This window comes from Ruegeria sp. CDSB113, from assembly GCF_059611045.1.
On the sequence record NZ_JBXWOU010000006.1, the window covers coordinates 88,104 to 113,701 of the forward strand.

Sequence of the window (25,598 nt, forward strand, 5' to 3'; positions counted from 1 at the left end):
ATCAGGGGGCCATCATGTCCACGATTCAGAATCTTGATGACCACGAACTCACAGCCGAAGAACTAGCGGCTATCGAAGAACAGTTCGACGAGGGTGCCGCTGTCCGGCAGGTTACGCCGACAACCGGCAAGGTCCTGCGCGTTGTGGCCCTGATCTTTGCGTTTTACGAATTCTTCACGGCCGGTTTTGGCCTGCCGGCCGATCACTGGCACATGGGCATCTATCTGGCTCTGCTGTTCATTCTGGTCTACGCGACAATCCCGATTATCGGGGCTAAAAGCCTTTATGCGCTCAGGGTCAGCCGGTTCCGCATCGGCAACATCCCTCTTTACGATCTGGTCTTTATGGCCCTTGGGATCATTGCAGCTCTGTATGTTGGTGTTGCCTGGCGTGGGATTCCGTTTCTGGGAATTGAGGAACAGACGTTCCGCATGGGCAACCCAAATAGCTATGACGTAGTACTGGGCGTCATAATAATCCTGCTGGTGCTCGATATCGCGCGCCGCACTTTAGGCTGGGTGCTGCCACTGATTATCTGTGTGTTCATCTCGTATGCGCTGTTGGGCCCCTATTTTCCCGGGTTGCTACAGCACCCCGGCGTGAACTTCAAAACCTTCGTGTCGTCGATGTACTTTCCACAAGAAGGCATCTACGGCGTCACGCTGTGGGTCGTCTCAACAATCGTTTTCCACTTTGTGCTGTTTGGCGTGATCGCGCAACGCACCGGGTTGGGGCAACTTTTCATCGATAACGCCACCATTTTGGCGGGCCGCTATACCGGCGGTCCGGCAAAAGTGTCGGTGGTATCCTCGGCCTTCTTCGGCACGATCTCGGGCTCTTCGGTGGCCAACACCGTTTCGACCGGCGCGCTGACAATTCCCAACATGAAGCGCCTTGGATACCCCGGCCATTTTGCGGGTGGGGTCGAGGCTGCATCTTCGGCGGGTGGCCAGATCACCCCGCCGATCATGGGGGCCGCTGCCTTTATTATGGCCGAGTTCCTCGAGGTTCCCTACACCACCATCGTGATTGCTGCGATCTTCCCTGCGCTTCTGCACTATGTTGGCGTTTTTGCTGTCGTGCACCTGATGGCACGCAAACTGAATCTCAAAGGTCTGACCAAAGAGCAACTGCCGCAGCTCAAAGCCGTCTGGGCCGAAGGCTGGGCCAACATAGTGCCCCTGATCGGCCTGCTCGTCGTTCTGTTCACGGGTTACACGCCCTTCATGTCGGCCTTCTGCGGTATATCACTTGCGGTAATCGCTGGCATGTCTCGATTGAGGCAACCTCCGACGCTGATCTATGCGGCAGCGTTCCTTAGCTTTGTACTGTGGAAATTCTCAGACGGCGGCTTTGATCTGACCATGACAACAATCCTGTGTGGATTGACGGTGGTCGCAACAATGAACCCTCAGAAACGCATCGAAGTGCCCGAGATGCTACAGGCGGTAGAATTGGGTGTGAAATACTCGCTGGCAGTGGGCGCCGCCGCTGCTGCGGTTGGTATCGTGGTAGGCGTGATCAACACCACAGGCATCGGTTTTCGCATCGGTTTCATGGTTACGCAAGGCGCAGGCAACCTGGCATCTGATCTGTACAACATGATCTCGTTCGGCAGCTTCCAATTCTTTGCGATGGAAGACTTACAATTGTTCATCTCATTGGTGTTCATCGCCGTCGTCTGTATCCTGATGGGCGCCGGCATTCCGACCACCGCGCTGTATATCATGCTGGTGTCAGTGGCGCAGCCTGCGCTGGCACAACTGGGCGTTCCACCCATCGCCAGCCACCTTTTCGTGCTCTACTATGGCGTGGTGTCCGAGATTACACCGCCGGTCTGTACTTCAGCCTATGCCGCGGCTGCCATTGCGAACTCGAACCCGTTCCGAACTGGTCTTTCTGCTTTCACCCTTGGATTGGGCAAAGTGATCGCTCCTATGGCTTTTGTCTATGCGCCGGTGCTGCTATTCGTGTCCTCAACCGGGTTTAACCTGTGGGAGTTCACCTATACCGCGACCAGTTGCATCGCCGGGGTTATTGCCCTGTCGGCGGCTGTGGTTGGGTATTGGTTGAGTCCGCTGAATATCGCATCGCGCATTCTGTTGGCCATCGCTGGGATTATCTTTGTCGCGCCCAGCCTGACTGCTGATCTGATCGCGCTGGCCGTGGCATCTCCTGTCATCGTCACCCAACTGATCGCCCGCAACCGAAGCCACTCTCCGGCCTGATGCGATGACAGAACAAGTGACCATCATCGGCGCAGGGATCGTCGGCATTTGTTGCGCTTTGTCGTTACAAGAGCGCGGCATTCCGGTTCGGCTGATTGACCGCGGTCAACCGGGGCAGGAAACCTCTTTCGGGAACGCAGGTGTAGTGTCGCCGTGGTCAATCATTCCGCAAGCGATGCCCGGCATATGGAAGTCACTGCCCCAGATGCTACTGGACCCCAAAAGCGCGCTTTCGGTCAGAACCAGTTTCTGGCCAAAAATGATCCCCTGGGGGCTGCGGTTTCTGGGAAACTCCAGCGAAAGGTCAGTGCGCGAAATCTCGGACGCGATGGAGCTATTGTGCCGCCCTTCTATCGACCTGTATCGTCGTCATCTTCAAGGCACCAGGCACGAAAACCTGATCACTGACAGCTACTATATTCACGCTTTTCGCCACCGGAAGCAGGCTGATCTGAATGGGCTTGGATATCTGATCCGCCAGGAAAAAGGAGGCGATCTGGAGCTTGTCGATGGTGCCGAGTTGCGCGGCCTGGAACCTGCACTGTCAGAGGAATTCCAAGCCGCGATCGTGATCAAAGGTCAGGCACGCGTAACTTCACCAGGACGTGTGGGGGCAGTTCTGGCTGAAAAAGCGCGCGCGCAAGGTGCTGAAATAGTAAAAACCGAAGTCACCAAGCTGGCACCGGCAGAAGATGGTGGTTGGCAGATTACGACCTCGCAAGGCACGATGCGTGCCGCCAGCATTATCCTCGCGGCAGGTGTGTGGTCCGCCGACCTGTTAAAACCCCTGGGGATGCCTGTGCCCCTTGTGGCAGAGCGGGGTTACCATGTCGAATTCCCGACCCCCTCTGCCCAATTGAACAATTCGGTCATGGATGTAGACGCAAAGGTGGTCGCAAGTTCGATGCAGGACGGTCTGAGAGTCGCTGGCACAGCTGAATTTGGTAGCGTCAACGCGCCCGCTGATCCACGCAAGAAAAAAATCCTGACCGAACAAGCCAAGGCCATGATGCCAAGCCTCGATACCGGCGAGGCACAGTTTTGGATGGGTCGCCGCCCATCTTTTCCGGACAGTTTGCCGGCGATTGGACCAGTTAACGGCAGAGAAGGGCTCTATACTGCCTTCGGGCATTCTCACTATGGGCTGATGATGGCCCCAAAAACCGGCGAGCTTGTGGCCGATCTTGTGTCCGGTCGCAGCCCAAACATCGATCTGGCCCCGTTTTCGCTGGCCCGGTTTTGAACCTTCAAATCAAAAGGATCAGATGACAATGCCAATCTACCACGGTGGTCAGAACATTTGCGGGGCGTCAATTGGTGTTCTGTGCCTCGAAAGCTATTTTCCAAAACCACCGGGCCATATCAAGAACCCTTCCAGCCTGCCATTTCCGGTTCTGTATGAGATGATCGACGGTGTGACGGTCCCGACCTTACTGAACAACCCTTCGCCCGAGTTACTGGCACCGTTCATCGAAGGCGCCAAGCGGCTTGAGGCTGAAGGCGTGCGAGCCATCACTGGCAGTTGCGGCTTTCTAGCCTTGTTTCAAAATGAATTAGCAGCTGCGGTTTCAGTGCCAGTCTTTGCCTCCAGCCTGATCCAAGTGCCGCTGGCCTTTCAAATGACCGGTGCCAACGCGCCAGTAGGCGTGCTAACCGCGGATGCATCCGCATTGACGCACCGGCATTTCGAAGGTGTTGGTGCATCAGGTGTTCCTGTGGCCGTGAAGGGATTGGAGGATACAACAGAATTCGCCGAAGTGATTTTGCGGAACACACGGACCCGGATGGACACGGACCTGATCGAAACCGAGGTCTGGAATGCGGCTCGTAGTCTGGTTCTTGAAGCTCCGGACATTCGGTCGTTGGTTTTGGAATGCACGGACTTGCCGCCTTATGCATCGCGGCTTCAGGAAGAACTGCAGCTTCCTGTTTTTGACCTGACCACACTGGCGCAAATGGCGCACGCTGTGACGACCCGGGCGCAATACTCGGGACTGATGCCGTGGCAGCGCTGACCGTGCCAAAACGGTCAATGATGGACCCTGGCCGGGAACTCAGGATATCTGAGGGCTTGCGACATTGCTTTGGTCCATAGGAGATTTGAGTGTTCGTTGACCTGTCCATCCTGATGATTGCCATCTGCCTTGGCGCAATGCTGCAAGTCGGCGTTGGCATCGGGTTCAGCATTATCGCGGGACCGCCCATGATGATTTTGCTTGGCACGTCGACAGCGGTTCCCGTTTTGCTTTTGCTGAACACGTTTGTATCAGTGGTAGCGACAGACCGGCATGTTCTAAAAAACAACCGTCAACTAATCCGCAACGCGGTCATTGGTTGCTGTGTCGGAGTGGCCGCTGGCCTTGTTGTGTATCCCTTTTTGAGCGAAGCATTTGTTCTTTCCCTGACGGCGTGTCTATTGCTGATCGGGTTGATTACGACCTTGCTTCCATTGCGGGGCTCCATTGGCAACGCTGGGTTTTCAGTCGTTACAGGACTGTCTGGGCTTGCGACTGTTTGGGCGGCGACACCGGGCCCGCTAATGGTGTTCGGTTTGATAGCAAAGGGTCGTTCCGCCAAAGAAGTTGCAAAGTTGGTTCAACCCATAGCGCTGGTGGCATATGGCATCGCATTTTTGTTGCACAGCTTGTCCAACGCGCAGGCAATCTCATATGAACCGCAAATACTGGGGTTCGTTGCTATAACTCTGATCGGCAGCCTACTTGGTCGTGCGGCAGGCCCTTACTTACCACAGTCGGTGGTCATAACAGTGATCCGCGTGGTGTCCCTGATTGCCTGCTGTGTTTTGTTCTATCGCGCGCATTTATTGGCTTGGTCTTGAAGGTGACACAATGACACGAAACGATAATCTGCACAGATTTCCACGCGCCCAACTCATGTCCGGCCCAACTCCTTTGGAGCGTCTGGACAACTTGTCGGCAGAACTGGATATCGACCTTTGGCTGAAACGTGATGATCTGACTGGGCTTAGTTTTGGTGGCAACAAAACACGGCAGCTTGAATTCTATCTCGGAGATGCGCGTCAACAAGGTGCTGATACCATTCTGATCACCGGCGCTGTCCAATCCAATTTCGTTCGGTCTGCGGCCGCTGCGGCAGCCAAACTGGGCATGCAATCCGTGCTTCAGTTGGAAGAGCGTGTCGCTGACATGGGGGCGGATTACTATTCGTCCGGGAACGTGCTGCTGGCACAAATCCTGGGTGCCGAGCATATGGGTTACCCAGAAGGTGAAGACGAAGCGGGAGCCGACGCAGCGCTGCATGCGCGCGCAGTTGAATTGAAAGCCAAAGGTCACAAACCGTACGTTATTCATCTGGGGTTGGGCCATCCGCCCTTGGGTGCCTTGGGCTACGTCGTGGCCGGACAGGAATTGTATCAGCAGATGCCGGATTTCGACGCGGTCGTCGTCCCCACAGGTAGCGGTGCCACACATGGCGGACTGCTGACTGGTCTGGCGTTAGAAGAAAGCACTGCCTCGGTGTTTGGGATTTGCGTGCGCAGAGATCGTGAAAAGCAGCAGGCCCGAATGAAGGTCGTTCTGCAGAAACTTGCGGACCTGCTGGATGTCGACGCAGGACTTCTACAAGGCAAGATTGATGTTTTTGACGAAGCATTGCCGCCGGGTTATGGCAAAGTGAATGCAATAACGCGCGCTGCATTGGAAAAGATGGCCCGGAAGGAAGGGGTCTTCCTCGACCCGGTTTATTCTGCAAAAACGTTCGCTGGTTTGCTGAACCTGGTCGAAAGTGGGAAGATCAAACCAGGCGAAAAAATCGTATTGTTACACACGGGTGGATTGCCCGCGCTCTTTGGATATCAAAGTGAATTGATCGATAACCCAACTTGAAGCGTTCGCAGTCCTCATACGTTTCAGAAACTTTCTTGCCTCGATCTTTGGTACCCAAACGATATTCCTGAAATCCCAGTGCTGAGCCATCTGTGTCTCTATGAAACTCGAAAGATTATTTCAGGCTTCGCGTAACCAGACCAGCCAGCATCACAACAATTTTTTGAAAAAAGGCAGATACAAGACATGACAATCACTCGTATTGAAGCTGGCCAGCGCTTGAGCAGGATCGTCAAACATAATGGCGTGGCCTATCTATGCGGACAGACGTCGGCACACCTACAGTGGCAGAACAGACGCGAGAAACCCTGACCAGGATCGAGAACCTGTTGAATAAGGCGGGCAGCGATAAATCCCGCGTTCTGAAATGCGAGATATGGCTGGCAGGCATGGCGGACGTTGCTGAGGAAAACGCCGTTTGGGACACATGGATACCCGAGGGCCACACTCCTGCTCGGGCTTGCGGAGAGTCCAAGCTCGCCCGCAGTTTATTGAAGGTCGAAAAGACTGTAACGGCTGGGTACTCCTGAACCACTGCCGAATGGCATCAATGGGATCGGCTATTTTCTATTGAGGAACTGTTAGGCGAAGTCCTGAGCGTTGAACGTGTTGTCGGCTTTTTAATTACCGTCTAGCGTCTGTTTAGATATGCGGAGACTGTTTTGACAATGCTGACAATTGATCCATGCTTGCGCAGCGAGCGTCTTGTTCCAGCCCTAAACCGACAATTCCGTCCGACAACCGTCGGTATGACCTGTGGTTCGTTTTTTTAAGAGAACTACAGACCATACCACCCATTTATCTGACTAAGTTGAAGAGCCTGGTGCTGATTAACCATGTTCCCGGATCCAGGCCGTTTACTCTCATTTTCGTTGTTGTTGTTTGTGTTGTTGCCTTGAAGATAGTTGAATGGGGTCATCGCAACTGCCTAAACAACTTTGCGACAGATCCGCAAAAGACCCACAACATGACGAAACCCCTGCAAGACTTACCGACGCTTGATCGTTTTCTCTATTACGTCGTAGGGCAATTCACGCTCATCAAAAACACCGATAAAAATACCGACATCAGCCGCACTCCCGTCTCGCTTCTTCAGCAACGTTTCATTTGAAACTGTTGTACGTTGCGATGGACGGCGCGCCCATTCTGACAAGCGCTTCATGAACATGTTGATCACCTCGGCATGGCCCAAGTCGGCACCGAGATCATTCAACTCTTTAGGGTCGTTTTTCAGGTCGAACAATAACGGGCGAAACCCGCCATCGGCAAAGATGAACTTCCAATCTTTGTCCGTCAACATGAACAGGCGTGCCTGTTTGGGGTCAAGACCCAGAGCCGCGGCTTCGGGCGTGGCGGAATAATCATATTCGCTAACCACATACTCGCGCCATGCCTTGGGGTTTTGGCCATACAGTAACGGCAGTAGCGAGCGGCCTTCGATAACGTGATCCGGGACATCGCTACCTGCCAGATCAACAAATGTTGCCGCCAGATCAATACTTTCGACCAGTGCGCTACAAACAGTGCCGCGTGTTGCGTCTGCTTCTGGTGACGGGTCATAGATGATCAGTGGAACGCGCACCGACGGGTCATGGAAGAGATCCTTTTCACCCATCCAATGATCGCCAAGGTAGTCCCCATGGTCGGAGGTCACGACGATCATCGTATCTTCCATGTGACCATTTTCTTCCAGCCAACTGAACAGGCGGCCCATCTGATCATCAGCCTGTTTGATCAGCCCCATATAGGCGGGTATCACCTTTTCACGCACACCCGGCTTGCTAAAGGTTTGGCCGATTTCGTTCTGCATGAATTGTTCGTAGACAGGATGTGGGTTCTGTAACTCGCCATCCGAGCGAACCACTGGCAAAACATCTTCCGCGCCGTACATGTCATGATACGGCGCTGGAACAATGTAAGGCCAGTGCGGCTTGATATAGGAAAGGTGGCACATCCATGGCCCAGCCGAATTTGCATCCTGCGTTTGAATAAATTCAATCGCCTGTCCCGTTAGCCACGGCGTTTCGCTATCTTCTTCCTTGATGTTTGCAGGCTTATCAGCGTGCCGCATAAACCAACCCGAAGCGACGCCACCATCTTCGTCAACCCCGGCATTGGCATTGTGCTGCCAGGGGTTTTCAGCCTCATACCCCTGCCCTTTCAGATACTCGTTATAGGGCGAACGTCTTTTGTCATAAAAGCCTTGCGGCCCCTCACCCCATAAGCCGTCATCACGAAGGAAGACATCAAAACCACATTCCGCGACACGTGCTCCGATCACTCCGTCGCGCGAAATGCCCAGACGGTCCATCCCTGCCTGATCCACGCTCATATGCGTCTTTCCGATCAACCAACTATGCATCCCACGTTCGCGCAGATGATCACCCAGCGTGACCTCTCCGACCTTGAGCGGAAAATTATTCCAGGCAGCGCCGTGGCTGTGTACGTAACGCCCTGTGTAAAAGCTCATCCTTGAAGCACCGCAGATGGGCGATTGAACATAGCAATGGGAAAACCGCACGCCCTTGGCCGCCAGCGCATCCAGATGGGGGGTGTTCAAACTCGGATGTCCGGTGCAGCTCAGGTAGTCGTACCGCAGCTGATCGAACATAATAAACAGGATGTTCTTGGCTTTTCTGGTCATGTCGCCTTAACCACCCCTTCATTCATCCATTTGTCGAACTGTTTGAGTGCAGCCTCGCAGAAGGCGTCGTCATTGATATGGGCATCAATTTCTGTAGTTGATGCAACCGCAGGCATCACGTTGCGGGCCTCGTCCACCATTTCGGCAAGCGCTTCCGGGTCATGCGCTTCCTGACCTTCGCGATCCCATTCCTCAACACCGCCGGTGGGCAGGAAAAAATGGGTTGGGCCGGTGGCTTGTTTCAGACGATCAGCCATTTCCCGAATAGCGGCCCGTCGCTCTTTTGCATTGAACACCGCACTTTTGATCAGGCGATTATGTTCATGGAACGGGCGGTCGGCATATTGGTCGGGAATGTCCTGCCAACCGGCAAAATCCAAAAGATCCAGCGCGCCAGGGGCCACCATTTGCGGCACGCCCACGCGCCCGGCATTTGTCAGCCGGTCACGCCCCGAGGACACCAGCGAACCTGCAAGCATGTTGGCAAATTCCTGCATGCAGAAATCCATTACACAGCAGAACGCACCCTCACCCGCAAGCTTCTCGAATGCCATACCGCCCATGCCCGTTGAATGGAACACGGCCACTTCGTATCCCCGTTCTTCCAAAGCAGGTTTCAGGGTTTTCATATAACGCAGGCAGGATGAGCCCAACGAGGTCATTCCGATCATCGGGCGATCGCGCCGGGGGCGTTGGACGGCGCGGGCTGCGCCTAAAACAGCGCCTGCGGCCTGGCTTAGCGATGAGCGGCAAACCGAGTTCATACCATAAAGCCCGCCCGCCCACAGGATCATCTGAATATCCGGCGCCAAACGGTGCGGCGGAATCAGCGGTGAAAAACTGACCGTAGAAACGATGTATTTCGGCACGCCCATTGGCAAAGCCTGCGCACAATCCAGCGCCAGATCGGTGCCCATCGTGCCACCTGTTGCGAGCATACCATCAAATTTGCCCTCGGCGTAGACCTGCGCCACAAGCGTTGCTGCGCCCTGCGACATCACGCGAAAAGCCTTGTTTTCGTCACCGAGCGCGATCACCTCTTCTATGGTCATACCACCTGCCGCGGCCACATCATGTTTGGAAATGTCTGTGGGCGTGGTCGGATACCCAAGAACCGAGACATCCATGGTCAGCACGTTGCCACCCTGCGCAGTGATGCATTCTTCGATGTAGCGCATCTCGGGGTCTTTGGTGTCATAGGTGCCGATCAGCAAGATAGTCTTGTCGCCCATGGTAATCTTCTCCTCGCAGGCTATCGTCTTACAACTGAATCCAGGCTGTTTTCAGATCGAAGTACTTTTCCATTGCGTGCAAAGACTTGTCGTGGCCGTTGCCCGACTGTTTTACACCACCCAAAGGCACAGTGGCGTCAGCACCGCCGTAAGTATTGACATGAACGACGCCAGAGCGAATGCCCGCCACCATGCGATGCGCACGGCTCAGGTTTGCAGTCCACACGCCCGAGGCCAATCCATAAACGCTGTCATTTGCCAGGCGCAATGCCTCATCTTCGTCCCTGAACGGTGTCACGGCCAGAACCGGACCAAAGACCTCATTGCGGAACAGATTGTCTGTAGGTTTGACCCCGTTAATTACAGTGGGTGCCATATAATAGCCGCCCGTTTCGGTCAGAATTCGGTCACCGCCGGCACGGCGCTCAGCACCTTCAGCTTCGGCTTGGGCGACAAAATCCAGATTGCTTTCCAATTCCGGCAATGAGTGTACTGCCCCGATCTGAGTGCTCAAATCCAGCGGATCGCCGACGCGGAAGGCCTGCGCGTGTTTAACGATCTCGGCGACGAAGTCTTCGTGAATATCCTCCTGAACCAGCAAGCGCGATCCCGCGACGCAAATCTGACCTGAATTTCGGAAAATACCTGCGGCGGAGACCTTGGCCGCCTGCGCGAGATCGGGGGCGTCGTTGAACACGATGTTGGGGGACTTTCCGCCAAGTTCCAAGTAGCAACGTTTCAAGTTCGATCGCGCGGAATACTCCAGAAGCCGCCGTCCTGTCGCGCCCGAGCCGGTAAAAACCATGATGTCTACATCCATCGACAGGGCCAGTGTTTCACCAACCACGCTGCCTTTGCCTGTGACGACGTTCAGGACACCGTCCGGCACACCTGCCTCAAGCGCCAACTCGGCCAATCGCAAAAGTGATAGCGAGGCCGATTCCGCAGGTTTCAACACCACCGAGTTACCCGCCGCCAGCGCCGGCGCGATCTTCCACGCACCGATCATCATTGGCATGTTCCAAGGCACAATCGCCCCGACAACGCCGACAGGCGCGTGATGCACAAGACCCAGCACATTTTCAGCTGTGGGCGCAATCTGACCATAGATCTTGTCTATGGCCTCGCCATAATAGCGGAACGTGCCCGCAGCCGACATCGGCTCGGCCTTCATGGCCATGTTGATCTCAGTGCCGTTGTCCCGCACGCCCAGAACGGCCAGTTCCAAAGCGTGTTCTTCAATCAGATCGGCCAGTTTCAACAACACCTTCTTGCGTACAGAAGGTGCAGCCCGCGACCAGCGTCCGTCTTCAAACGCCGTACGGGCCGCCGCAATAGCCCGCTCCATATCCTCGGGGGTGCCCTCGGCAATTTGCGTTAGAACCTGACCGTCAATTGGAGAAAGGACATCCAGTTGCCCTCCTGCCGCTGCGGCCTCGTGACGCCCATCAATCAGAAGGCTCCGGGCCTGTACGGGCTGACCACGTAGCGCGTCGATGGCAAGTTGATCCATAGGTCGCTTATCCTTGCTGGTTCGGATTATCGGAATCCACGGGTTGCATCGTAGGTTCCGGTCGCAGTTTGTTTTTGAATTCGAAATACAGCGTTCGGCAGTGCAGGATCAGGATCAGAACGATCAGACCAAACAGAATTGCCGCGATGGGCCGGTCGATGAAGTCGAGCGGCGTTTTGACCCGTGCCATTGCGCTGCGCAGCTTGGTTTCCATGATACCGCCAAGAACCATGCCCAAAATGATTGGAACAATTGGCAGGTCCAGCCGTTTGAGGATCAGACCAAAGACACCAAACCCAGCGGCGATGGCGCAGTCGGTGATCGAGTTGCGCAGGCTATAGACCCCCACGAATGCCAAAATCAGGATCATGACACCAAGAAACCGGGTCGGGATTTGGATGATCTTGAGCAGCAAGTTCGTCGAAAACAGCAGGAACACTAGGACGATCACGTTAAGCAGGATCAGCGCCATATACAGGGCCAATACGAAATCCATCTGATTTTCGAACAGCTGCGGTCCGGGGATCACGTTGTGGACGTAAAACACCGACAGCATCATCGCCGTCAGCGCCTCGCCGGGAATACCCAGAGCCAGCAGAGGAATCATCGCAGCGCCTGGGACGGCATTGTTCGCCGCCTCGGACGCTACAAGTCCCTCGGGTGAGCCATCACCAAACTTTTCTGGGTTCTTTGACGTCTTTTGAGCATAGGTGTAGGACAAAAATTGCGATGTAAACTCGCCCGTGCCCGGCACCATGCCCATGAAAACACCGATACTTGAGGACACAGTAGCAACGCGTTTCACGCCCAGAAGTTCTTTGAGGCCAGCAAAGATATTGCCACTTACATGGGTGTCGCCTGGCGCGTGGTTCTTTTCCAATAGCAGCAGAAATGCCTGGCTAATCGCAAACAGACCCAGCACGACCACAATGAGATCAACGCCCGAAGCCAACCAACTTTGATCAAAGGTGAACCGGCGGGTGTATTTCACGGGCTCCAACCCCACCGAATTCAGGAAAATACCGAAGGCCGCCAGCATACCAGCGGCAAAAATCTGCCCCCGGTGGGCCAGCACAACCAGAATGATACCCAATAGCGCGGCCAGGAAAATCTCGCGGCTGCCGAAATGTGGGGCGACAAGGGCCAGAACCGGTGACAACACCATCAGACAGATGATCGCAAACACGCCCCCGAAGAACGAGGCCGAATACGCCAGAGACAGCGCACGGTGGCCCTGCCCCCGTTTGGTCATGGGATATCCGTCATAAGTGGTCAGCGCGTTCACCGCTGTGCCGGGGGTGTTGATCAGAATCGCGGGAATGGCGCCGCCATACATGGACGAGCCGTAGATACCCAATAACAGGGTTAGTCCTACGATGGGCTCGAACGCGAAGGTGGCAGGCAACAGGATTGCGATGGCCACCGCCGCACCCACGCCGGGCAATGCCCCGATGATGACGCCGCCGATCGAACCGATCAGCAGGGCCACGATTACCTGCCATTGTAGCAGGATTGAAATACCGGAAAGAAGCGTTTCCATAGTGGCCCCTTACAGATAGGTCAGCGCAAAGGCGCGCACGGAATCCGGAAGGTATTCATAGACCGCTCCGGCGGGGATTTTGACCTGAAGAAAGCCACGGAAAACGATGGTGACCACAAAGCCGAACAACGCAGCTATTCCGATAGCATTTGCACCACGAAACCCTACACGAAGGGTCAGGAAGACTGCGAACAACATGGTTGAGGGCAGATATCCTAGCTGCGGAACCACCAGCACATAGATCAGGAAATAGGCAACATATTCGAACGAACGAACCCAAAACCCGACCTCGGTCCAGCGGCCGCTGATCCGGTCTGACAAGGCCGAGCTAAGCCAATGCAGAAACCCGAACACCACCATGCACCAGATTGCAATTGTGGGCCAAAGACCCGGCTGCGCGAACCATTTGGTTCGTTTGACGACCTTGGTCTGATCACCCAGTTGGGACAAAAGAAACACCGCGAATGCCAGAAACAGTACGGCGAAAACGACATCGCCGGGTCGGCGATATCTTTTGAACATGTCCTGTAAAGTCTTTGCAATCATCGTTTCCTCCCAACCTGAAAGAGGCGTGAGGCAGTGCCCCACGCCCATTCTGGATCTTACTCGCCCAGAATTTCTTCAATCTTAGCGAAAGAGGATTTGTCTTGCTCAATCTGAGCGTTGGATGCGTCTGGGTCCTGCCAGTAGATCAGAGCACCGGTTTCCTCAGCAAGCTGCTTGGCCTTGTCCGACTGCACCGCCTTTTGTGCTGCTGCAGTGATTTTTTCGCGTGCCTCGGGTGGTGTATCCCTGTGAACGAACAGGCCGTTCCACAATGCCAGCGGCAGATCCGGGTTGAGCTCGACGATCGTCGGCGTATCGGGGATCAGCGAAATCCGCTCGCCGCCAATGCTCGCCAGAATATTCACGTCATCCAGGCAAGGTAGTACAAGTTGAAGCGTGGTGTTGATGACGTCTACGTCACCCGATGCCAGCGTGTTGCAATCCAACGCATCAAAGGCTGCTTCACTTGCAAAATCAAATCCGCTGCTGACAGCAGCAGCAAAGGTGACCTGCGTGGGCGGCAAGACCGAGCCGAAGTGACCAAGCGCCAAATCGTTATCCTTGCCGTGTTCCGCCAGTTCTTCCCAGTTCGAGAACGGCGCATCCTTGCTGGATGCGATTACGAACGGGTACGTCAGAAAAATACCGATCGGATCAAACGGGTTCGGGTTCAGTTCAGGGATACCGATTTCCGGTCCAATGACGGGAACGCCAATGACGAAAGAGCCGATGGTGTAACCATCCGCCGGGGCGGTGGCGACTTCGACTGCACCTGGAAACGGACCGCCGCCGCCGCCGGGCTTGTTCACGACCGCGGCCGGGACGTCGTACATGGCTTGAAATTCGTCCGCGATCATTCGCGTCAGCACGTCCTCAAGATCGCCCGGAGGCCATGGAACCACGAAAGTTACCGGTTTCTCTGGATACTCTGCCAGTGCAGCGGTTGCTGACGCTACAAATGCGGCGGTTGCTAGAAATTTCTTCATTGACACCTCCCGTTAGTGGTTCAATAAATGAACCGCGTTAACAATAATAATGTTGCGTTGTTAAGTTAATTCTGTCAAGTATAACCTGACCGGGAGGAGGCAAAACACATGGGCACCGCACTTAATGCCTTGAAAATGCTAGAGTACTTTTCAAGCTCTCAGCCGGAAATCGGGCTGAGTCACATTGCGCGCCTGGCTGGTTTGAACAAGGCGACCGCCCTCCGCCACTTACGAGCACTGGAAGAGTTCGGCCTGATCGAGCAGAATCCGCAGACGAAATCATATGCCATCGGACCAGCTGCTCTACGGTTGGCCGCCCTACGCGAAATTGCCAAGCCTGGCCTTGATGGTGCACGCCAGAAAATGCAGGCCGCGATGCATGAGGTTGGCGAGAGCCTGCACCTTACTCTACTTGAAAAAGACACTCTGCAAACCGCGCTGGTGGTTGAAACCACGCAGCACAGCGTTCGCGTAAGTCTCGACCCTAGCGAAATTATTCCGGTCAACGCGACTGCTTCGGGATTATGCATGCTGAGCTTCGGTCCGGCTTTCCTTCTGGAACGCTTGGAATCCGACACACTCACCCGATTTACCGAGGCCACAGTGACGGACCCGGAACTTATTCGTGACCGCGTTACACAAATCGGCCAGGCCGGCTGGGCCAATAGTAATGGCAGCTTTGAAGATGGTGTCTTCGGATATGCGGCGCCTATCTTCGGCATTGATCAGATCGCGATTGGAACCATTGCGATTGCCGTTCCCGAAATTCGTGCAACCAGCGCGCGACAGCCGCTGATTTTGACCTCACTCCACACCCTTTCGAAAGAACTGACCGCAAACTTTGGCGGCCAGATGCCCGAAACTTTCCCAACCGAATTCCACCCATGATTGACGGGCGGACTTAATCTCCGGAGACACGCTACATGAAAGACTCCAACTTTCTGAAGGAAAACAACGCCCGACATTTCTGGCAACCAATGGCGCACCCGGCCGACAGCCAGAAAAACCCGCCGACCATTCTGACCGGAGGTGAAGGGGTCAGCATCATTGATGTAGATGGTCACAAGGCGCTGGATGCAGTAGGTGGCTTGTGGAACGTCAATCTGGGCTATTCCTGTGATCCGGTGAAGCAGGCCATCACCGATCAGCTGAACGCATTGCCCTATTATTCAACCTTTCGCGGCACCAGCAACGACAAGGCGATCGAATTGTCTTATGAGCTGGCGCAGTTCTTTGCGCCTGACGGGCTGACCCGTGCATTCTTTACTTCGGGTGGATCGGATTCGGTTGAGATCGCGCTGAAACTTGCACGTCAGTTTCACAAAGTTCGGGGCGAGGCTGGCCGTACCAAGTTCATCAGCCTGAAACAGGGCTATCACGGCACCCATTTCGCTGCTGCCTCGGTCAATGGCAATCAGAAGTTCCGCGCGGCTTATGAGCCGATGATGCCGGGCTGTTTCCACGTGCCCGCACCCTGGACCTATCGCAATCCGTTCGATGAGACGGACCCTGAGCGTCTTGCGCAGCTTTGCGTAAAAGCGCTGGAGGCCGAAATCGCATTCCAGGGTGCAAACACCGTCGCCGCATTTATTATGGAGCCAATCTTGGGCGCAGGCGGAGTGATCCCGCCGCACAAGAGCTTTATGCCCATGGTGCGTGAGGTCTGCTCGAAACACGGAATTCTGCTGATTTCGGACGAAATCATTACTGCCTTTGGGCGTACAGGCAGCGAAAGTGGCGCGAGACACTGGGGGGTGCAGCCCGATATCATGACAACGGCCAAAGCCATCACAAACGGCTATTTCCCATTCGGCGCGGCAATGATCTCTGGCGCGGTTGCGGAGGTGTTCGAAAGCGACACTACCGGCAGAGCTTCTGTCGATCAGGGCTACACCTATTCCGGGCACCCGGTTGGCGCGGCCGCAGCCTTGGCCACGCTGGCCGAGATCAACCGCCTGCGAGTTTGGGAAAACGCAGCTGCACGGGGGGATGAGTTGTTTGCCGGGTTGAAAAAACTGGCCGACAAATACGACGTAGTCGGTGACGTGCGAGGGGGTGAAGGCCTGATGTGTGCGCTAGAGTTGGTTTCGGACCGTGCGACCAAGGCACCAATTGCCAAACATCATCCGCTGCAGGTTCAAAAAGCGACCTATGAAGATGGCGTGATGGTCCGTGTATCTGGAAACAACATCATATTGTCTCCACCGCTGGTCATCACGTCTGATGACGTAGCCAAGATCCTGTCAGCCCTAGATACAGGACTAGCGAGCCTGTAGTGATCACGCTGGCCCCGGTCTTCAAGGTCGGGGTCAAACCTTTACGGCCTGCAATTCCTCAAGTAGATTCAGCAGGTTGTCGATTTTTTCCTGTCCCATTTGCGCCTCGATTGTATTGTGAATCGCCAGCGAGGTCGCAAGGTTCTCTTCAAGAATTTGACGCCCCTCATCGGTGATCTTCACCATGGTGCGGCGCTTATCCGTGCTGCCCTGACGGCGGGATATCTGCCCATCAGTCTCCATCGTTCGTAGAATTCGCGTCAGGCTGGGAAGCAAAAGGCAGGCCTCATTTGCAATAGTGCTTTGTTCCACTTCGCCCATTTCGTCCAGAACACGAAGGATACGCCACTTTTGCTCGGTCAGCTGTATCCCCTGCAGCATATCCCGAATTGGGGCCATAACGGTTTCGCGTGCGCGCAGCAGGGCGATCGGAAGAGCGCGAGAGGTTCTCGTGGTATGGCTTTGTCGGTTCATTCCAGCCTTCTAGAACGCCATTTCAGGAATTGCAAAGATTAACAAAGCAAGTTCTTGACGGTCGCGATACAATTTACTAAACATGTTAAGTAGTAAAGGAGAGGTCATGCCACACTTCCACGTCGAATACTCCGGCAATCTGGACGATCGGGTCGACATCGGTGGCTTGTGCGAATGCATACGAGACACCGCTGCGGGGATTGAGGCTTTTCCAATGCCGGGAATTCGCGTCCGCGCCACGCGTGTTGACTATTTTTCCATTGCGGATGGAGATCCCAAGCATGGCTTTGTGGACATCTCAATCCGCCTGCGCGCTGGCCGTCTTGACGACGTTAAGAAGGACGCAACACAGCGTATCTTTGACGCGGTTGAGGCGTATCTGGAACAGGCCTTCTCGAAACACTCTATCGCGCTTTCACTAGAGATGCGTGACATCGACCCAGACCTTTCGCCCAAGACCGGCACAATCCGGAATCATTTGGCTGCGACAAAGCAGGAGACCTGACGCATGAGCGTACTGGATACGAATATCGAGAAACTGGCAGGCTTTCTGGCCCGGTTCAAAGTAACAGGCATCAAGAACCGTATCGCAGGCGAAGACCGGAACGGCGCAGCGGGTGTTTTCCAATCCTCCTCTCCGGTGGATAAATCAGTAATCTGCGACGTTGCGCACGGTACGTCCGACGATATCGACGCGGCGGTCAAAGCGGCCCATGCTGCCTTTACTGAATGGCGTGACATGCCCGCCACCGAACGCCGCCGGATCCTGCTAAACGTTGCCGATGCGATCGAAGCCCGGGCAGAAGAAATTGCGCTGTGTGAGTGTTGGGATACGGGTCAGACATTGCGGTTCATGTCCAAGGCGGCGCTGCGCGGTGCCGAGAATTTTCGCTACTTTGCGGATCAAGTCGTGCAGGCTCGCGACGGGCAACACCTGAAATCGCCGACGTTGATGAATATCACCACTCGTGTACCTATTGGCCCAGTTGGTGTGATCACTCCGTGGAACACGCCCTTCATGCTTTCGACTTGGAAAATCGCGCCAGCTCTGGCCGCGGGCTGTACCGTGGTCCACAAACCAGCCGAAGACTCGCCTTTGTCCGCCCGCCTGTTGGTGGAAATCGCCGAAGAGGCGGGTCTGCCCAAGGGCGTGCTGAATACTGTGAACGGGTTTGGCCCTGATGCCGGTAAGGCGCTGACAGAGCATCCCTTGATCAAAGCCATCGCTTTTGTCGGAGAAAGCAGGACAGGCAGCATCATCACAAAGCAGGGCGCCGATACGCTCAAGCGGATGCACCTGGAACTGGGGGGTAAGAACCCCGTTATCGTGTTTGATGACGCCGATCTGGACCGGGCTCTGGATGCAGTGATTTTCATGATCTACTCGATCAACGGTGAGCGCTGCACCTCGTCCTCGAGGCTGCTGGTGCAGGACACTATCAAGGAAGAGTTCGAGGCCAAACTGGTCGAGCGAGTGAACAACATCAGGGTCGGACACCCCCTGGACCCTGCGACCGAGATCGGCCCGCTGGTCACCGAGGAGCATTGCAACAAGGTGACCTCATATTTTGACATCGCAAAAGAGGATGGCGCGACCGTCGCGGCCGGTGGCGTCAAGATTGGTGATGACGGATATTTCGTACGCCCGACATTGTTTACAAATGCCAACAACGACATGCGCATCGCGCGAGAGGAAATATTTGGCCCCGTGCTAACTTCCATTCCATTCTCGACCGAAGAAGAAGCGCTGCAGATCGCCAATGACACGCCCTATGGGTTAACCGGCTATGTCTGGACCAATGACCTTACACGTGCCCTGCGCTTTACCGATAAGTTGGAAGCTGGGATGATCTGGGTGAATTCGGAAAATGTTCGCCACCTGCCCACACCTTTTGGCGGGGTAAAGGCGTCAGGTATCGGTCGCGACGGCGGTGATTGGAGCTTTGACTTCTATATGGAGCAGAAACACGTGGGCTTTGCCACTGGTCAGCACAAGATTATGCAGTTGGGAAAGTAACGCCTTCCGAGCGACGTCTGGACAAGGTGCCGCTCGTAAAAAGTTAGGATACTCGCGCACATCTATGGTCCATGAACTCTTTGAGAGTCGGACCAAACGACGTCTGGTCGTCCGCTCTCCCTTCCAAAGCGGTCAGACGCCACCTTATATGAGGAGGAACTGTCATGGGAAAGATTGTACAGGCTGCTAAGATCACACATGTGCCCAGCATCTGGATGTCCCACACGATGCCGAAATACAAAGGTATCCGGCAACCTGCGATAGATGGTTACGCACGTCTGCGTCAGGACGCGATTGACCGCGAGGTCGACACCTTCATCGTTTTCGATACACATTGGATCACCAATCAGGGCTTTCACCTGAACACAAAAGAGCGCCATAAAGGCCGATTCATCAGCCACGAACTGCCACACATGCTGGCGGATATGGAGTTCGACTATCGCGGTGATCACGACCTTGGTGAAACTATCGTTGACGTTCTGAGAGAGCGAGGGGAACGGGCACTGGGTCATTCGCATCCCGACATGGGAATGGAGTACGGTACCCTTTTGCCGATGCATTTTATCAATGAAGGTGTGAATGCCCGGGTGCTGCCAGTTGCGGTCAACCAGTTCTCGTCAATCGCCGAGAACCGCGTTTGGGGTGAAGCCATCGCCGAAGGCATCCGGCGTTCGAACCGCAATGTTTCTATTCTGGCATCCGGGTCTCTAAGTCATGACTTCACGCCGAATGAGCGCTCTGTCGAAGGTCTGAACGCAGTGAATGGCGAGTTCAACCGCCAGATGGATATGCGCGTTCTCGAATTGTGGCAGCAGGGCCGTTTCGAAGAGTTCCTGGAACTTCTGCCAGATTACGCCAAAAAATGTACGGGCGAGTGTGCGATGAACGACACTGCCCTGCTGTTCGGTGCGTTGGGATGGGGCAGTTACAAAGGCGAGATCGACATCTACACCCCGTATTTCGGTAGTTCCGGAACGGGTCAGGCAAATATCAGCTTTTCGGTCTGAGGCCGAGACACGGGAATCCTGCAAATGACAGACTTACGTCTCAACGACCCCACGTTGCTTATCGAAGCGGCGCGGGTTGGCTCCAAATGGGTCGGTGCCAACGAGGTATCCACTTATTTGGAAGTGACCAACCCGGCAACTGGTGATCTAATCGGACGAGTCCCCAATCTTGGGACGGCCGAAACGGCCGAAGCAATCGCCGAAGCGCACCGTGCACAGAAGGGCTGGGCCAAGCTCACAGCGAAGGACCGCAGCCAAATTCTGCGCCGCTGGTATGACCTGATGATCGAAAACCAGGATGATCTTGGCGCTATCCTGACCGCCGAGCAGGGCAAGCCGCTGGCTGAGGCCAAGGGTGAAATCGCTTATGGTGCCAGCTTCATCGAATGGTTCGCTGAAGAGGCCCGCCGCGCCTATGGCGACGTCACCCCCGGCCACGCGCCGGACAAGCGGATCATCACAATCAAACAACCGATCGGGGTTGTCGCCGCGATCACGCCGTGGAATTTCCCCAATGCCATGATCACGCGAAAAGCGGGACCGGCACTGGCGGCAGGCTGTTCCATGGTGCTCAAACCTGCCAGCCAGACGCCGTTCTCGGCTATCGCCCTGGCAGTTCTGGCCGAACGAGCTGGGTTGCCTGCAGGATTGTTCTCGGTCATCACTGGATCAGCGCGCGCCATCGGAGGTGAGATGACCTCGAGCAAAATCGTGCAGAAACTGACCTTTACCGGGTCCACCGAAATCGGCGCGATGCTTTATGCGCAATGCGCACCCACGATCAAGAAACTAGGTTTGGAATTGGGGGGCAACGCGCCGTTTATCGTTTTTGACGACGCAGATCTGGACGCGGCCGTCGAAGGGGCGGTGATCGCCAAGTTCCGAAACAACGGCCAGACCTGCGTCTGCGCCAACCGCATCTATGTCCAGTCTGGGGTCTACGACACGTTCGCCGAAAAACTGGCCGCTAAGGTCGCAAAACTGCCAACTGGAAACGGCTTTGACGAGGGCACCGTCTTTGGCCCACTAATCGATCAAGCCGCAGTCGCGAAAGTGTCTGAGCACATCAAGGACGCAACCGCCAAGGGTGCAACAGTCACACTGGGTGGCAAGCCGCACGCCCTTGGCGGCACATTCTTCGAGCCGACCATCCTGATTGGCGTGACGGCAGACATGGCGGTGGCGACCGAGGAAGCCTTCGGCCCAGTCGCGCCCTTGTTCAAATTCGACAGGGAAAGCGAAGTTATCGCAGCCGCCAATGATACCGAATTCGGCCTCGCTTCGTATTTTTATTCGCGCGACATGGCCCGTGTCTGGCGCGTGTCAGAAGCATTGGAATATGGCATGGTCGGGATCAACACCGGCCTGATCTCAACTGCCGAAGCGCCCTTTGGAGGCGTTAAGATGTCAGGTCTGGGGCGCGAGGGGTCGCGCCATGGGCTGGATGACTTCATGGAACTCAAATACTTGTGCATGGGTGGCATTGACGCCGCCGAGGAGGCCTGATGCGCTTTGCAACTTTCACCGCAAACGGAGCAACTTTTTTCGGCGCGATCACCAAGGACGGTGCAATTGCGCTAAACGACGCCTTTCCCGATCAGGCCAGCCTTTATGAGGTGATCGCCGCGGGCACGTTTGAACAGTTGACCGAGGCCGCAGCAGGCCGGGAAGTAACCCACAAGGAATTCACTTACGAAATGGTGATGCCGGATGTCCGCCGCATCCTCTGCGTCGGAGTGAACTTTCCCGACCGCAACGCAGAATACAAAGACGGCAGCGAACAACCGAAATACATGTCGTTGTTTCCGCGCTTTGCCAGCGGTTTCACCGGGCACGACCGCCCGCTGATCCGTCCTCCAGAAAACCACACGCTGGATTACGAGGGCGAGGTCGTTATCGTGATTGGCAAATCCGGTCGGCGAATTTCACAGGAAGATGCCTATGACCACATCGCAGCCCTAACCTTGTGTAACGAAGGCACAATTCGCGACTGGGTCCGCCATGCCAAGTTCAACGTCACACAGGGAAAGAACTGGGACAATTCCGGTGCCATCGGTCCGTGGCTAGTGCCATTCACCGACGCGGCCCAGTTGGACGATGCCCGAATTCAGACCCATGTGAATGGTGAGTTGCGCCAGGACGATACGCTGAATCGCATGATGTTCCCGATCCGGCGCGAGATCGAATATATCTCGACCTTCATGACGCTTCTGCCCGGTGACGTCATCGTCACCGGCACCCCGACGGGTGCGGGCGCGCGGTTTGATCCACCGAAGTACCTGGCACCGGGTGACGTAGTGGAAATCTCAGTCGAGGGCATTGGCACTCTGCGCAACACAGTAGAGGATGAGAGGGCATGACCCCGGAAGATCACGCTCGTGCCGCAGCCGACTTATTGCAGGCTGAATGTTCGCACGAACAGATTGGCCTTCTGACACTGCGCCATCCCGAAATGGGAATGAGCGACGCCTATGAGGTGCAGAACGCCATCTATCAACAGAAATTGGCCGAAGGGCGCAAGGTGATCGGCTGGAAAATCGGGTTGACCTCGAAAGCGATGCAATATGCGCTGAATATCGACATCCCCGACAGCGGAATTTTGTTCGATGATATGAAGTTCGATCACGGTGGAACCGTTCCTGCGGGCCGGTTCATCCAGCCCCGGATCGAGGCCGAGATTGCTTTTGTCATGAAATCTGCGGTAGGCGGAGAGAACGTCACCCGTGACGACATCATTGCCGCCACGGATTACGTCGCGCCTTCGATTGAAATCCTCGACACGCGTATTCAGCGTGCCGACCCCGCAACCGGACAGACGCGTACCGTCTATGACACAATCAGCGACAACGCCGCCAATGCGGGCATCGTGTTAGGCCCTGAGCGTCACGCGATAGACGCATTTGATTTGCGTTGGGTCGGCGCTCTGACCTTCCGCAATGGTGAGATCGAGGAAACCGGTCTGGGTGCGGGTGTTCTCAATGATCCGGTTGAAAGCGTCGTCTGGCTGGCCCGTCGCATGGCGCAGTACGACCAAAACATAGAACCGGGCCAGGTGGTCTTGTCCGGTAGCTTTATTCGACCCGTCGAATGCCCGCCGAGCACCGAAATCCACGCTGATTTCGGACCATTTGGCTCGGTCGATATCAACTTTGCCTGAAGGAGGCCGGGATGCCTGCGCCACTAAACGCTTTCAAGGCCGCGCTGCAGGCTGGTCAGCCGCAGGTCGGCTGCTGGATTGGAATGGCCGACACCTATGCCGCCGAAATCGCGGCCACGTCCCATTTCGACTGGTTGCTTGTTGACGGAGAACACGCCCCAAACGATCTTCGCTCAATCCTGGAACAGGTGCGGGTCATCGAAGGAAGCGGCAGCCAACCGGTCGCACGTTTGCCGATCGGTGAAACCTGGATGATCAAGCAATACCTCGATGCCGGCGTTCAGAATATTCTGGTGCCGATGGTCGAAAGCGGAGATCAGGCGCGGGATTTGGTGCGGGCGGTGCGATACCCGCCCCACGGAGTTCGGGGCGTAGGTTCAGCGTTGGCCAGGGCCTCGCGCTTTGCGGCGATCCCGGACTATCTGAAAACTGCGGATGAACAGATCTGCCTGCTCGTTCAGGTGGAAAACCGCGCCGGGTTAGAGGCACTGGACGATATTCTTGCCTCTGATGTTGATGGGGTCTTTCTCGGCCCCTCCGATCTGGCCGCTGATATGGGCCATATCGGTGATGCTGGTCATACAGAAGTGGTAGAGGCTGTTTTGGACGCGATAACTCGGGTCGTCGCGGCAGGCAAATTTGCCGGGATACTGACACTTGATCCGGCCATGCAGCGTAAATGTCTGGATCTGGGGGCGACCTTCCTGGCCACAAACATCGACGTTACTTTGTTCGCGCAGGCGGTGCGCCGTGCCGCCGATGAAGCCTTGGCGTTGCTACCTGACCAAAGCATCTCGGGTGTTGCCCAAACGGAAGCAGCCAGCAAATACCTGCAGCAATTGTGCAAGCACTGGTCCCACAAGGCCCAGGTGGCTTTCGACGACAACCACGGCAGCGTGGAATTTCCGGGCGGAAACCGGCTGACCTTGGTCGCGGGTGAATCCAGCCTTTCGCTGACGGCTGAAACCGGCCCTCGCGGAGATCTGACCCGCTGGCAGGAAGTCATCGAAGCGCATCTGGTACGGTTTGCTTTTCGCGAAGACATTAGCATTGACTGGGTGGGCTGATCCCAAATCAACTACCGCCTGAAGACGACTACAAGGAACACTCATGTCAGATCCGATTTACGCAATCGGCGATATCCATGGCCAACTGGGGATGCTTGAAGACGCACTGGGCCGGATCGAGCGGGATGGAGGACCAGACGCCAAGATCGTGTTTCTTGGTGATTATACGGACCGGGGTGCGCAAAGTTGCGGGGTTTTGGATCTGCTGGTCCGGGGGAACGCCGACGGTAAGAACTGGGTCTTTCTACGTGGCAATCATGACCAGATGTGCGCAATGTTCATGGAGGACTATCCGCGCAATGATGCGCGCCTGCTGGTCGGGTATCACTGGCTTCATCCTCGGATCGGCGGGATCGAAACGCTGCAGTCCTATGGGGTTGAAACCACCAACGTGGACAGAATCTATCAAGTTCACGCCAAGGCCAAGAAGGCCGTCCCTCAGGCTCACATAGATTTTCTGAACGGGCTAAAGCCGTTCCATCAGGACGGCGCATTGCTGTTCGTGCATGCAGGTATTCGACCCGGGGTGAAACTGGATCAGCAAGACCACGACGATCTGATATGGATTCGTGAGGAATTCCTGAACCATAAAGATCCACATCCATGGTTGGTAGTCCATGGCCACAGCCACGTGGCCGCACCTGAACATCATGGAAACCGTGTCAATCTGGATACAGGTGCAGGCTATGGCCACGCCCTGACCACCGCCGTGTTCGAAGGCACCAAATGCTGGGTGCTGGATGCTGGTGGGCGTAGACCTGTGACTCACTGAGGCAGTCTCCGGCTCACATGGCGAAAAATGTAGCGTCGCCGGTGTCGTTTCTGTTTCAGAAGCTTCTCAACCATGATCGCCGTCAGCGCTAAGCCTTGAACCACCACATTGGGTCCATCAGACGCTTAATTGAACAGCAGTTCTTTACGGCGGTCGGCATGATTGGCTGCAAAAATAGCGGGAATGGACAACATTTTTCTACGCCGGCAACTTCGCAAAAAATCTTCGAATGCACTCAGCAACAATAGTTCAAACACGTAACTCCAAACGAAA

General features: G+C 55.4%; 22 protein-coding genes and 1 pseudogene. 16 read left to right on the forward strand and 7 right to left on the reverse strand.

Translation table 11 applies throughout. From position 1 onward, the window contains the following. Positions 1-14: 14 nt before the first annotated feature. The 6 genes and pseudogenes from AC2FIS_RS12650 to AC2FIS_RS12675 all read left to right on the forward strand — a co-directional run bounded on the left by AC2FIS_RS12650 (position 15) and on the right by AC2FIS_RS12675 (position 6,624). Positions 15-2,228, forward strand: coding sequence for a TRAP transporter permease (locus AC2FIS_RS12650; protein WP_496773685.1), 2,214 nt, complete (start codon positions 15-17; stop codon positions 2,226-2,228). Positions 2,229-2,232: 4 nt separating this feature from the next. Continuing rightward, positions 2,233-3,471, forward strand: a complete 1,239-nt coding sequence (locus AC2FIS_RS12655; RefSeq protein WP_496773686.1) for an NAD(P)/FAD-dependent oxidoreductase — start codon at positions 2,233-2,235, stop codon at positions 3,469-3,471. 22 nt (positions 3,472-3,493) lie between these two features. Next, positions 3,494-4,243 (forward strand): aspartate/glutamate racemase family protein, encoded by a 750-nt coding sequence (locus tag AC2FIS_RS12660; RefSeq protein WP_496773687.1) that lies wholly within the window; start codon positions 3,494-3,496, stop codon positions 4,241-4,243. An 89-nt stretch (positions 4,244-4,332) separates the two neighbouring features. Continuing rightward, positions 4,333-5,067 carry a TSUP family transporter gene (locus AC2FIS_RS12665; protein ID WP_496773689.1) on the forward strand — a complete coding sequence of 245 codons (735 nt, stop codon included), beginning with the start codon at positions 4,333-4,335 and terminating at the stop codon, positions 5,065-5,067. 55 nt (positions 5,068-5,122) lie between these two features. Further along, positions 5,123-6,094, forward strand: coding sequence for a D-cysteine desulfhydrase family protein (locus AC2FIS_RS12670; RefSeq protein ID WP_496773690.1), 972 nt, complete (start codon positions 5,123-5,125; stop codon positions 6,092-6,094). A gap of 186 nt (positions 6,095-6,280) precedes the next feature. Then, positions 6,281-6,624, forward strand: a pseudogene (locus tag AC2FIS_RS12675) (RidA family protein). 458 nt (positions 6,625-7,082) lie between these two features. Here AC2FIS_RS12675 and AC2FIS_RS12680 read toward each other — a convergent pair. Genes AC2FIS_RS12680 through AC2FIS_RS12705 form a run of 6 tightly spaced genes read right to left on the reverse strand, consistent with a single transcriptional unit; the run spans position 7,083 to position 14,555 of the window. Next, the gene (locus tag AC2FIS_RS12680) at positions 7,083-8,738 is read right to left on the reverse strand and encodes a sulfatase-like hydrolase/transferase (protein ID WP_496773691.1); all 1,656 of its coding nucleotides are present in this window, start codon (positions 8,736-8,738) and stop codon (positions 7,083-7,085) included. Then, positions 8,735-9,970, reverse strand: a complete 1,236-nt coding sequence (locus AC2FIS_RS12685) for a Tm-1-like ATP-binding domain-containing protein (RefSeq protein WP_496773692.1) — start codon at positions 9,968-9,970, stop codon at positions 8,735-8,737. Before AC2FIS_RS12685 ends, AC2FIS_RS12680 begins: the two co-directional genes overlap by 4 nt. A 28-nt stretch (positions 9,971-9,998) precedes the next feature. Continuing rightward, positions 9,999-11,483: an aldehyde dehydrogenase gene (locus AC2FIS_RS12690; protein ID WP_496773694.1), complete on the reverse strand. Its 1,485-nt coding sequence runs from the start codon at positions 11,481-11,483 to the stop codon at positions 9,999-10,001. 7 nt (positions 11,484-11,490) lie between these two features. Then, entirely contained in the window at positions 11,491-13,023 is a 1,533-nt protein-coding gene (locus AC2FIS_RS12695) for a tripartite tricarboxylate transporter permease (RefSeq protein ID WP_108859823.1), read from the reverse strand. Positions 13,024-13,032: 9 nt separating this feature from the next. Further along, positions 13,033-13,569, reverse strand: coding sequence for a tripartite tricarboxylate transporter TctB family protein (locus AC2FIS_RS12700; protein WP_108859824.1), 537 nt, complete (start codon positions 13,567-13,569; stop codon positions 13,033-13,035). Positions 13,570-13,625: 56 nt separating this feature from the next. Next, the gene (locus AC2FIS_RS12705) at positions 13,626-14,555 is read right to left on the reverse strand and encodes a tripartite tricarboxylate transporter substrate binding protein (protein WP_496773695.1); all 930 of its coding nucleotides are present in this window, start codon (positions 14,553-14,555) and stop codon (positions 13,626-13,628) included. A gap of 108 nt (positions 14,556-14,663) precedes the next feature. Here AC2FIS_RS12705 and AC2FIS_RS12710 point away from each other — a divergent pair, with 108 nt between their 5' ends. Continuing rightward, positions 14,664-15,443, forward strand: coding sequence for an IclR family transcriptional regulator (locus AC2FIS_RS12710; RefSeq protein ID WP_496773696.1), 780 nt, complete (start codon positions 14,664-14,666; stop codon positions 15,441-15,443). A 35-nt stretch (positions 15,444-15,478) separates the two neighbouring features. Beyond that, positions 15,479-16,831 (forward strand): aminotransferase class III-fold pyridoxal phosphate-dependent enzyme, encoded by a 1,353-nt coding sequence (locus tag AC2FIS_RS12715; RefSeq protein ID WP_496773698.1) that lies wholly within the window; start codon positions 15,479-15,481, stop codon positions 16,829-16,831. 33 nt (positions 16,832-16,864) lie between these two features. Here AC2FIS_RS12715 and hpaR read toward each other — a convergent pair whose 3' ends face one another. Next, a complete protein-coding gene (gene hpaR, locus AC2FIS_RS12720; protein WP_496773699.1) occupies positions 16,865-17,305 on the reverse strand; it encodes a homoprotocatechuate degradation operon regulator HpaR in 441 nt (146 codons plus the stop codon). Between the two features lie 106 nt (positions 17,306-17,411). Between hpaR and AC2FIS_RS12725 the strand changes: the two genes are divergently transcribed. The 8 genes from AC2FIS_RS12725 to AC2FIS_RS12760 all read left to right on the forward strand — a co-directional run bounded on the left by AC2FIS_RS12725 (position 17,412) and on the right by AC2FIS_RS12760 (position 25,325). Beyond that, on the forward strand, positions 17,412-17,810 hold the full coding sequence (locus AC2FIS_RS12725; RefSeq protein WP_496773700.1) for a 5-carboxymethyl-2-hydroxymuconate Delta-isomerase: 399 nt from the start codon (positions 17,412-17,414) through the stop codon (positions 17,808-17,810). A gap of 3 nt (positions 17,811-17,813) precedes the next feature. Beyond that, complete coding sequence (gene hpaE / locus AC2FIS_RS12730; RefSeq protein WP_496773702.1) at positions 17,814-19,322, forward strand: 5-carboxymethyl-2-hydroxymuconate semialdehyde dehydrogenase; 1,509 nt, start codon at positions 17,814-17,816, stop codon at positions 19,320-19,322. Between the two features lie 164 nt (positions 19,323-19,486). Further along, complete coding sequence (gene hpaD, locus AC2FIS_RS12735) at positions 19,487-20,329, forward strand: 3,4-dihydroxyphenylacetate 2,3-dioxygenase (RefSeq protein ID WP_496773703.1); 843 nt, start codon at positions 19,487-19,489, stop codon at positions 20,327-20,329. A gap of 24 nt (positions 20,330-20,353) precedes the next feature. Beyond that, positions 20,354-21,835, forward strand: a complete 1,482-nt coding sequence (locus AC2FIS_RS12740) for an NAD-dependent succinate-semialdehyde dehydrogenase (RefSeq protein WP_496773704.1) — start codon at positions 20,354-20,356, stop codon at positions 21,833-21,835. After that, positions 21,835-22,689: a fumarylacetoacetate hydrolase family protein gene (locus AC2FIS_RS12745; RefSeq protein ID WP_496773705.1), complete on the forward strand. Its 855-nt coding sequence runs from the start codon at positions 21,835-21,837 to the stop codon at positions 22,687-22,689. The genes AC2FIS_RS12740 and AC2FIS_RS12745 overlap by 1 nt, the downstream gene beginning before the upstream one ends. After that, entirely contained in the window at positions 22,686-23,486 is an 801-nt protein-coding gene (gene hpaH, locus AC2FIS_RS12750; protein ID WP_496773706.1) for a 2-oxo-hept-4-ene-1,7-dioate hydratase, read from the forward strand. Before AC2FIS_RS12745 ends, hpaH begins: the two co-directional genes overlap by 4 nt. A gap of 11 nt (positions 23,487-23,497) precedes the next feature. Continuing rightward, positions 23,498-24,553 (forward strand): aldolase/citrate lyase family protein, encoded by a 1,056-nt coding sequence (locus AC2FIS_RS12755; RefSeq protein ID WP_496773707.1) that lies wholly within the window; start codon positions 23,498-23,500, stop codon positions 24,551-24,553. A gap of 43 nt (positions 24,554-24,596) precedes the next feature. Beyond that, a complete protein-coding gene (locus tag AC2FIS_RS12760) occupies positions 24,597-25,325 on the forward strand; it encodes a metallophosphoesterase family protein (RefSeq protein ID WP_496773708.1) in 729 nt (242 codons plus the stop codon). The last annotated feature ends 273 nt before the right edge of the window (positions 25,326-25,598 follow it).

Excerpts from the sequence above, each read along its gene's own strand:
- AC2FIS_RS12650 (WP_496773685.1), top strand. The coding sequence starts at position 15 with ATGTCCACGATTCAGAATCTTGATGACCACGAACTCACAGCCGAAGAA.
- AC2FIS_RS12655 (WP_496773686.1), top strand. The coding sequence starts at position 2,233 with ATGACAGAACAAGTGACCATCATCGGCGCAGGGATCGTCGGCATTTGT.
- AC2FIS_RS12660 (WP_496773687.1), top strand. The coding sequence starts at position 3,494 with ATGACAATGCCAATCTACCACGGTGGTCAGAACATTTGCGGGGCGTCA.
- AC2FIS_RS12670 (WP_496773690.1), top strand. The coding sequence starts at position 5,123 with ATGTCCGGCCCAACTCCTTTGGAGCGTCTGGACAACTTGTCGGCAGAA.
- AC2FIS_RS12680 (WP_496773691.1), bottom strand. The coding sequence starts at position 8,738 with ATGACCAGAAAAGCCAAGAACATCCTGTTTATTATGTTCGATCAGCTG.
- AC2FIS_RS12685 (WP_496773692.1), bottom strand. The coding sequence starts at position 9,970 with ATGGGCGACAAGACTATCTTGCTGATCGGCACCTATGACACCAAAGAC.
- AC2FIS_RS12690 (WP_496773694.1), bottom strand. The coding sequence starts at position 11,483 with ATGGATCAACTTGCCATCGACGCGCTACGTGGTCAGCCCGTACAGGCC.
- AC2FIS_RS12695 (WP_108859823.1), bottom strand. The coding sequence starts at position 13,023 with ATGGAAACGCTTCTTTCCGGTATTTCAATCCTGCTACAATGGCAGGTA.
- AC2FIS_RS12700 (WP_108859824.1), bottom strand. The coding sequence starts at position 13,569 with ATGATTGCAAAGACTTTACAGGACATGTTCAAAAGATATCGCCGACCC.
- AC2FIS_RS12705 (WP_496773695.1), bottom strand. The coding sequence starts at position 14,555 with ATGAAGAAATTTCTAGCAACCGCCGCATTTGTAGCGTCAGCAACCGCT.
- AC2FIS_RS12710 (WP_496773696.1), top strand. The coding sequence starts at position 14,664 with ATGGGCACCGCACTTAATGCCTTGAAAATGCTAGAGTACTTTTCAAGC.
- AC2FIS_RS12715 (WP_496773698.1), top strand. The coding sequence starts at position 15,479 with ATGAAAGACTCCAACTTTCTGAAGGAAAACAACGCCCGACATTTCTGG.
- hpaR (WP_496773699.1), bottom strand. The coding sequence starts at position 17,305 with ATGAACCGACAAAGCCATACCACGAGAACCTCTCGCGCTCTTCCGATC.
- AC2FIS_RS12725 (WP_496773700.1), top strand. The coding sequence starts at position 17,412 with ATGCCACACTTCCACGTCGAATACTCCGGCAATCTGGACGATCGGGTC.
- hpaE (WP_496773702.1), top strand. The coding sequence starts at position 17,814 with ATGAGCGTACTGGATACGAATATCGAGAAACTGGCAGGCTTTCTGGCC.
- hpaD (WP_496773703.1), top strand. The coding sequence starts at position 19,487 with ATGGGAAAGATTGTACAGGCTGCTAAGATCACACATGTGCCCAGCATC.
- AC2FIS_RS12740 (WP_496773704.1), top strand. The coding sequence starts at position 20,354 with ATGACAGACTTACGTCTCAACGACCCCACGTTGCTTATCGAAGCGGCG.
- AC2FIS_RS12745 (WP_496773705.1), top strand. The coding sequence starts at position 21,835 with ATGCGCTTTGCAACTTTCACCGCAAACGGAGCAACTTTTTTCGGCGCG.
- hpaH (WP_496773706.1), top strand. The coding sequence starts at position 22,686 with ATGACCCCGGAAGATCACGCTCGTGCCGCAGCCGACTTATTGCAGGCT.
- AC2FIS_RS12755 (WP_496773707.1), top strand. The coding sequence starts at position 23,498 with ATGCCTGCGCCACTAAACGCTTTCAAGGCCGCGCTGCAGGCTGGTCAG.
- AC2FIS_RS12760 (WP_496773708.1), top strand. The coding sequence starts at position 24,597 with ATGTCAGATCCGATTTACGCAATCGGCGATATCCATGGCCAACTGGGG.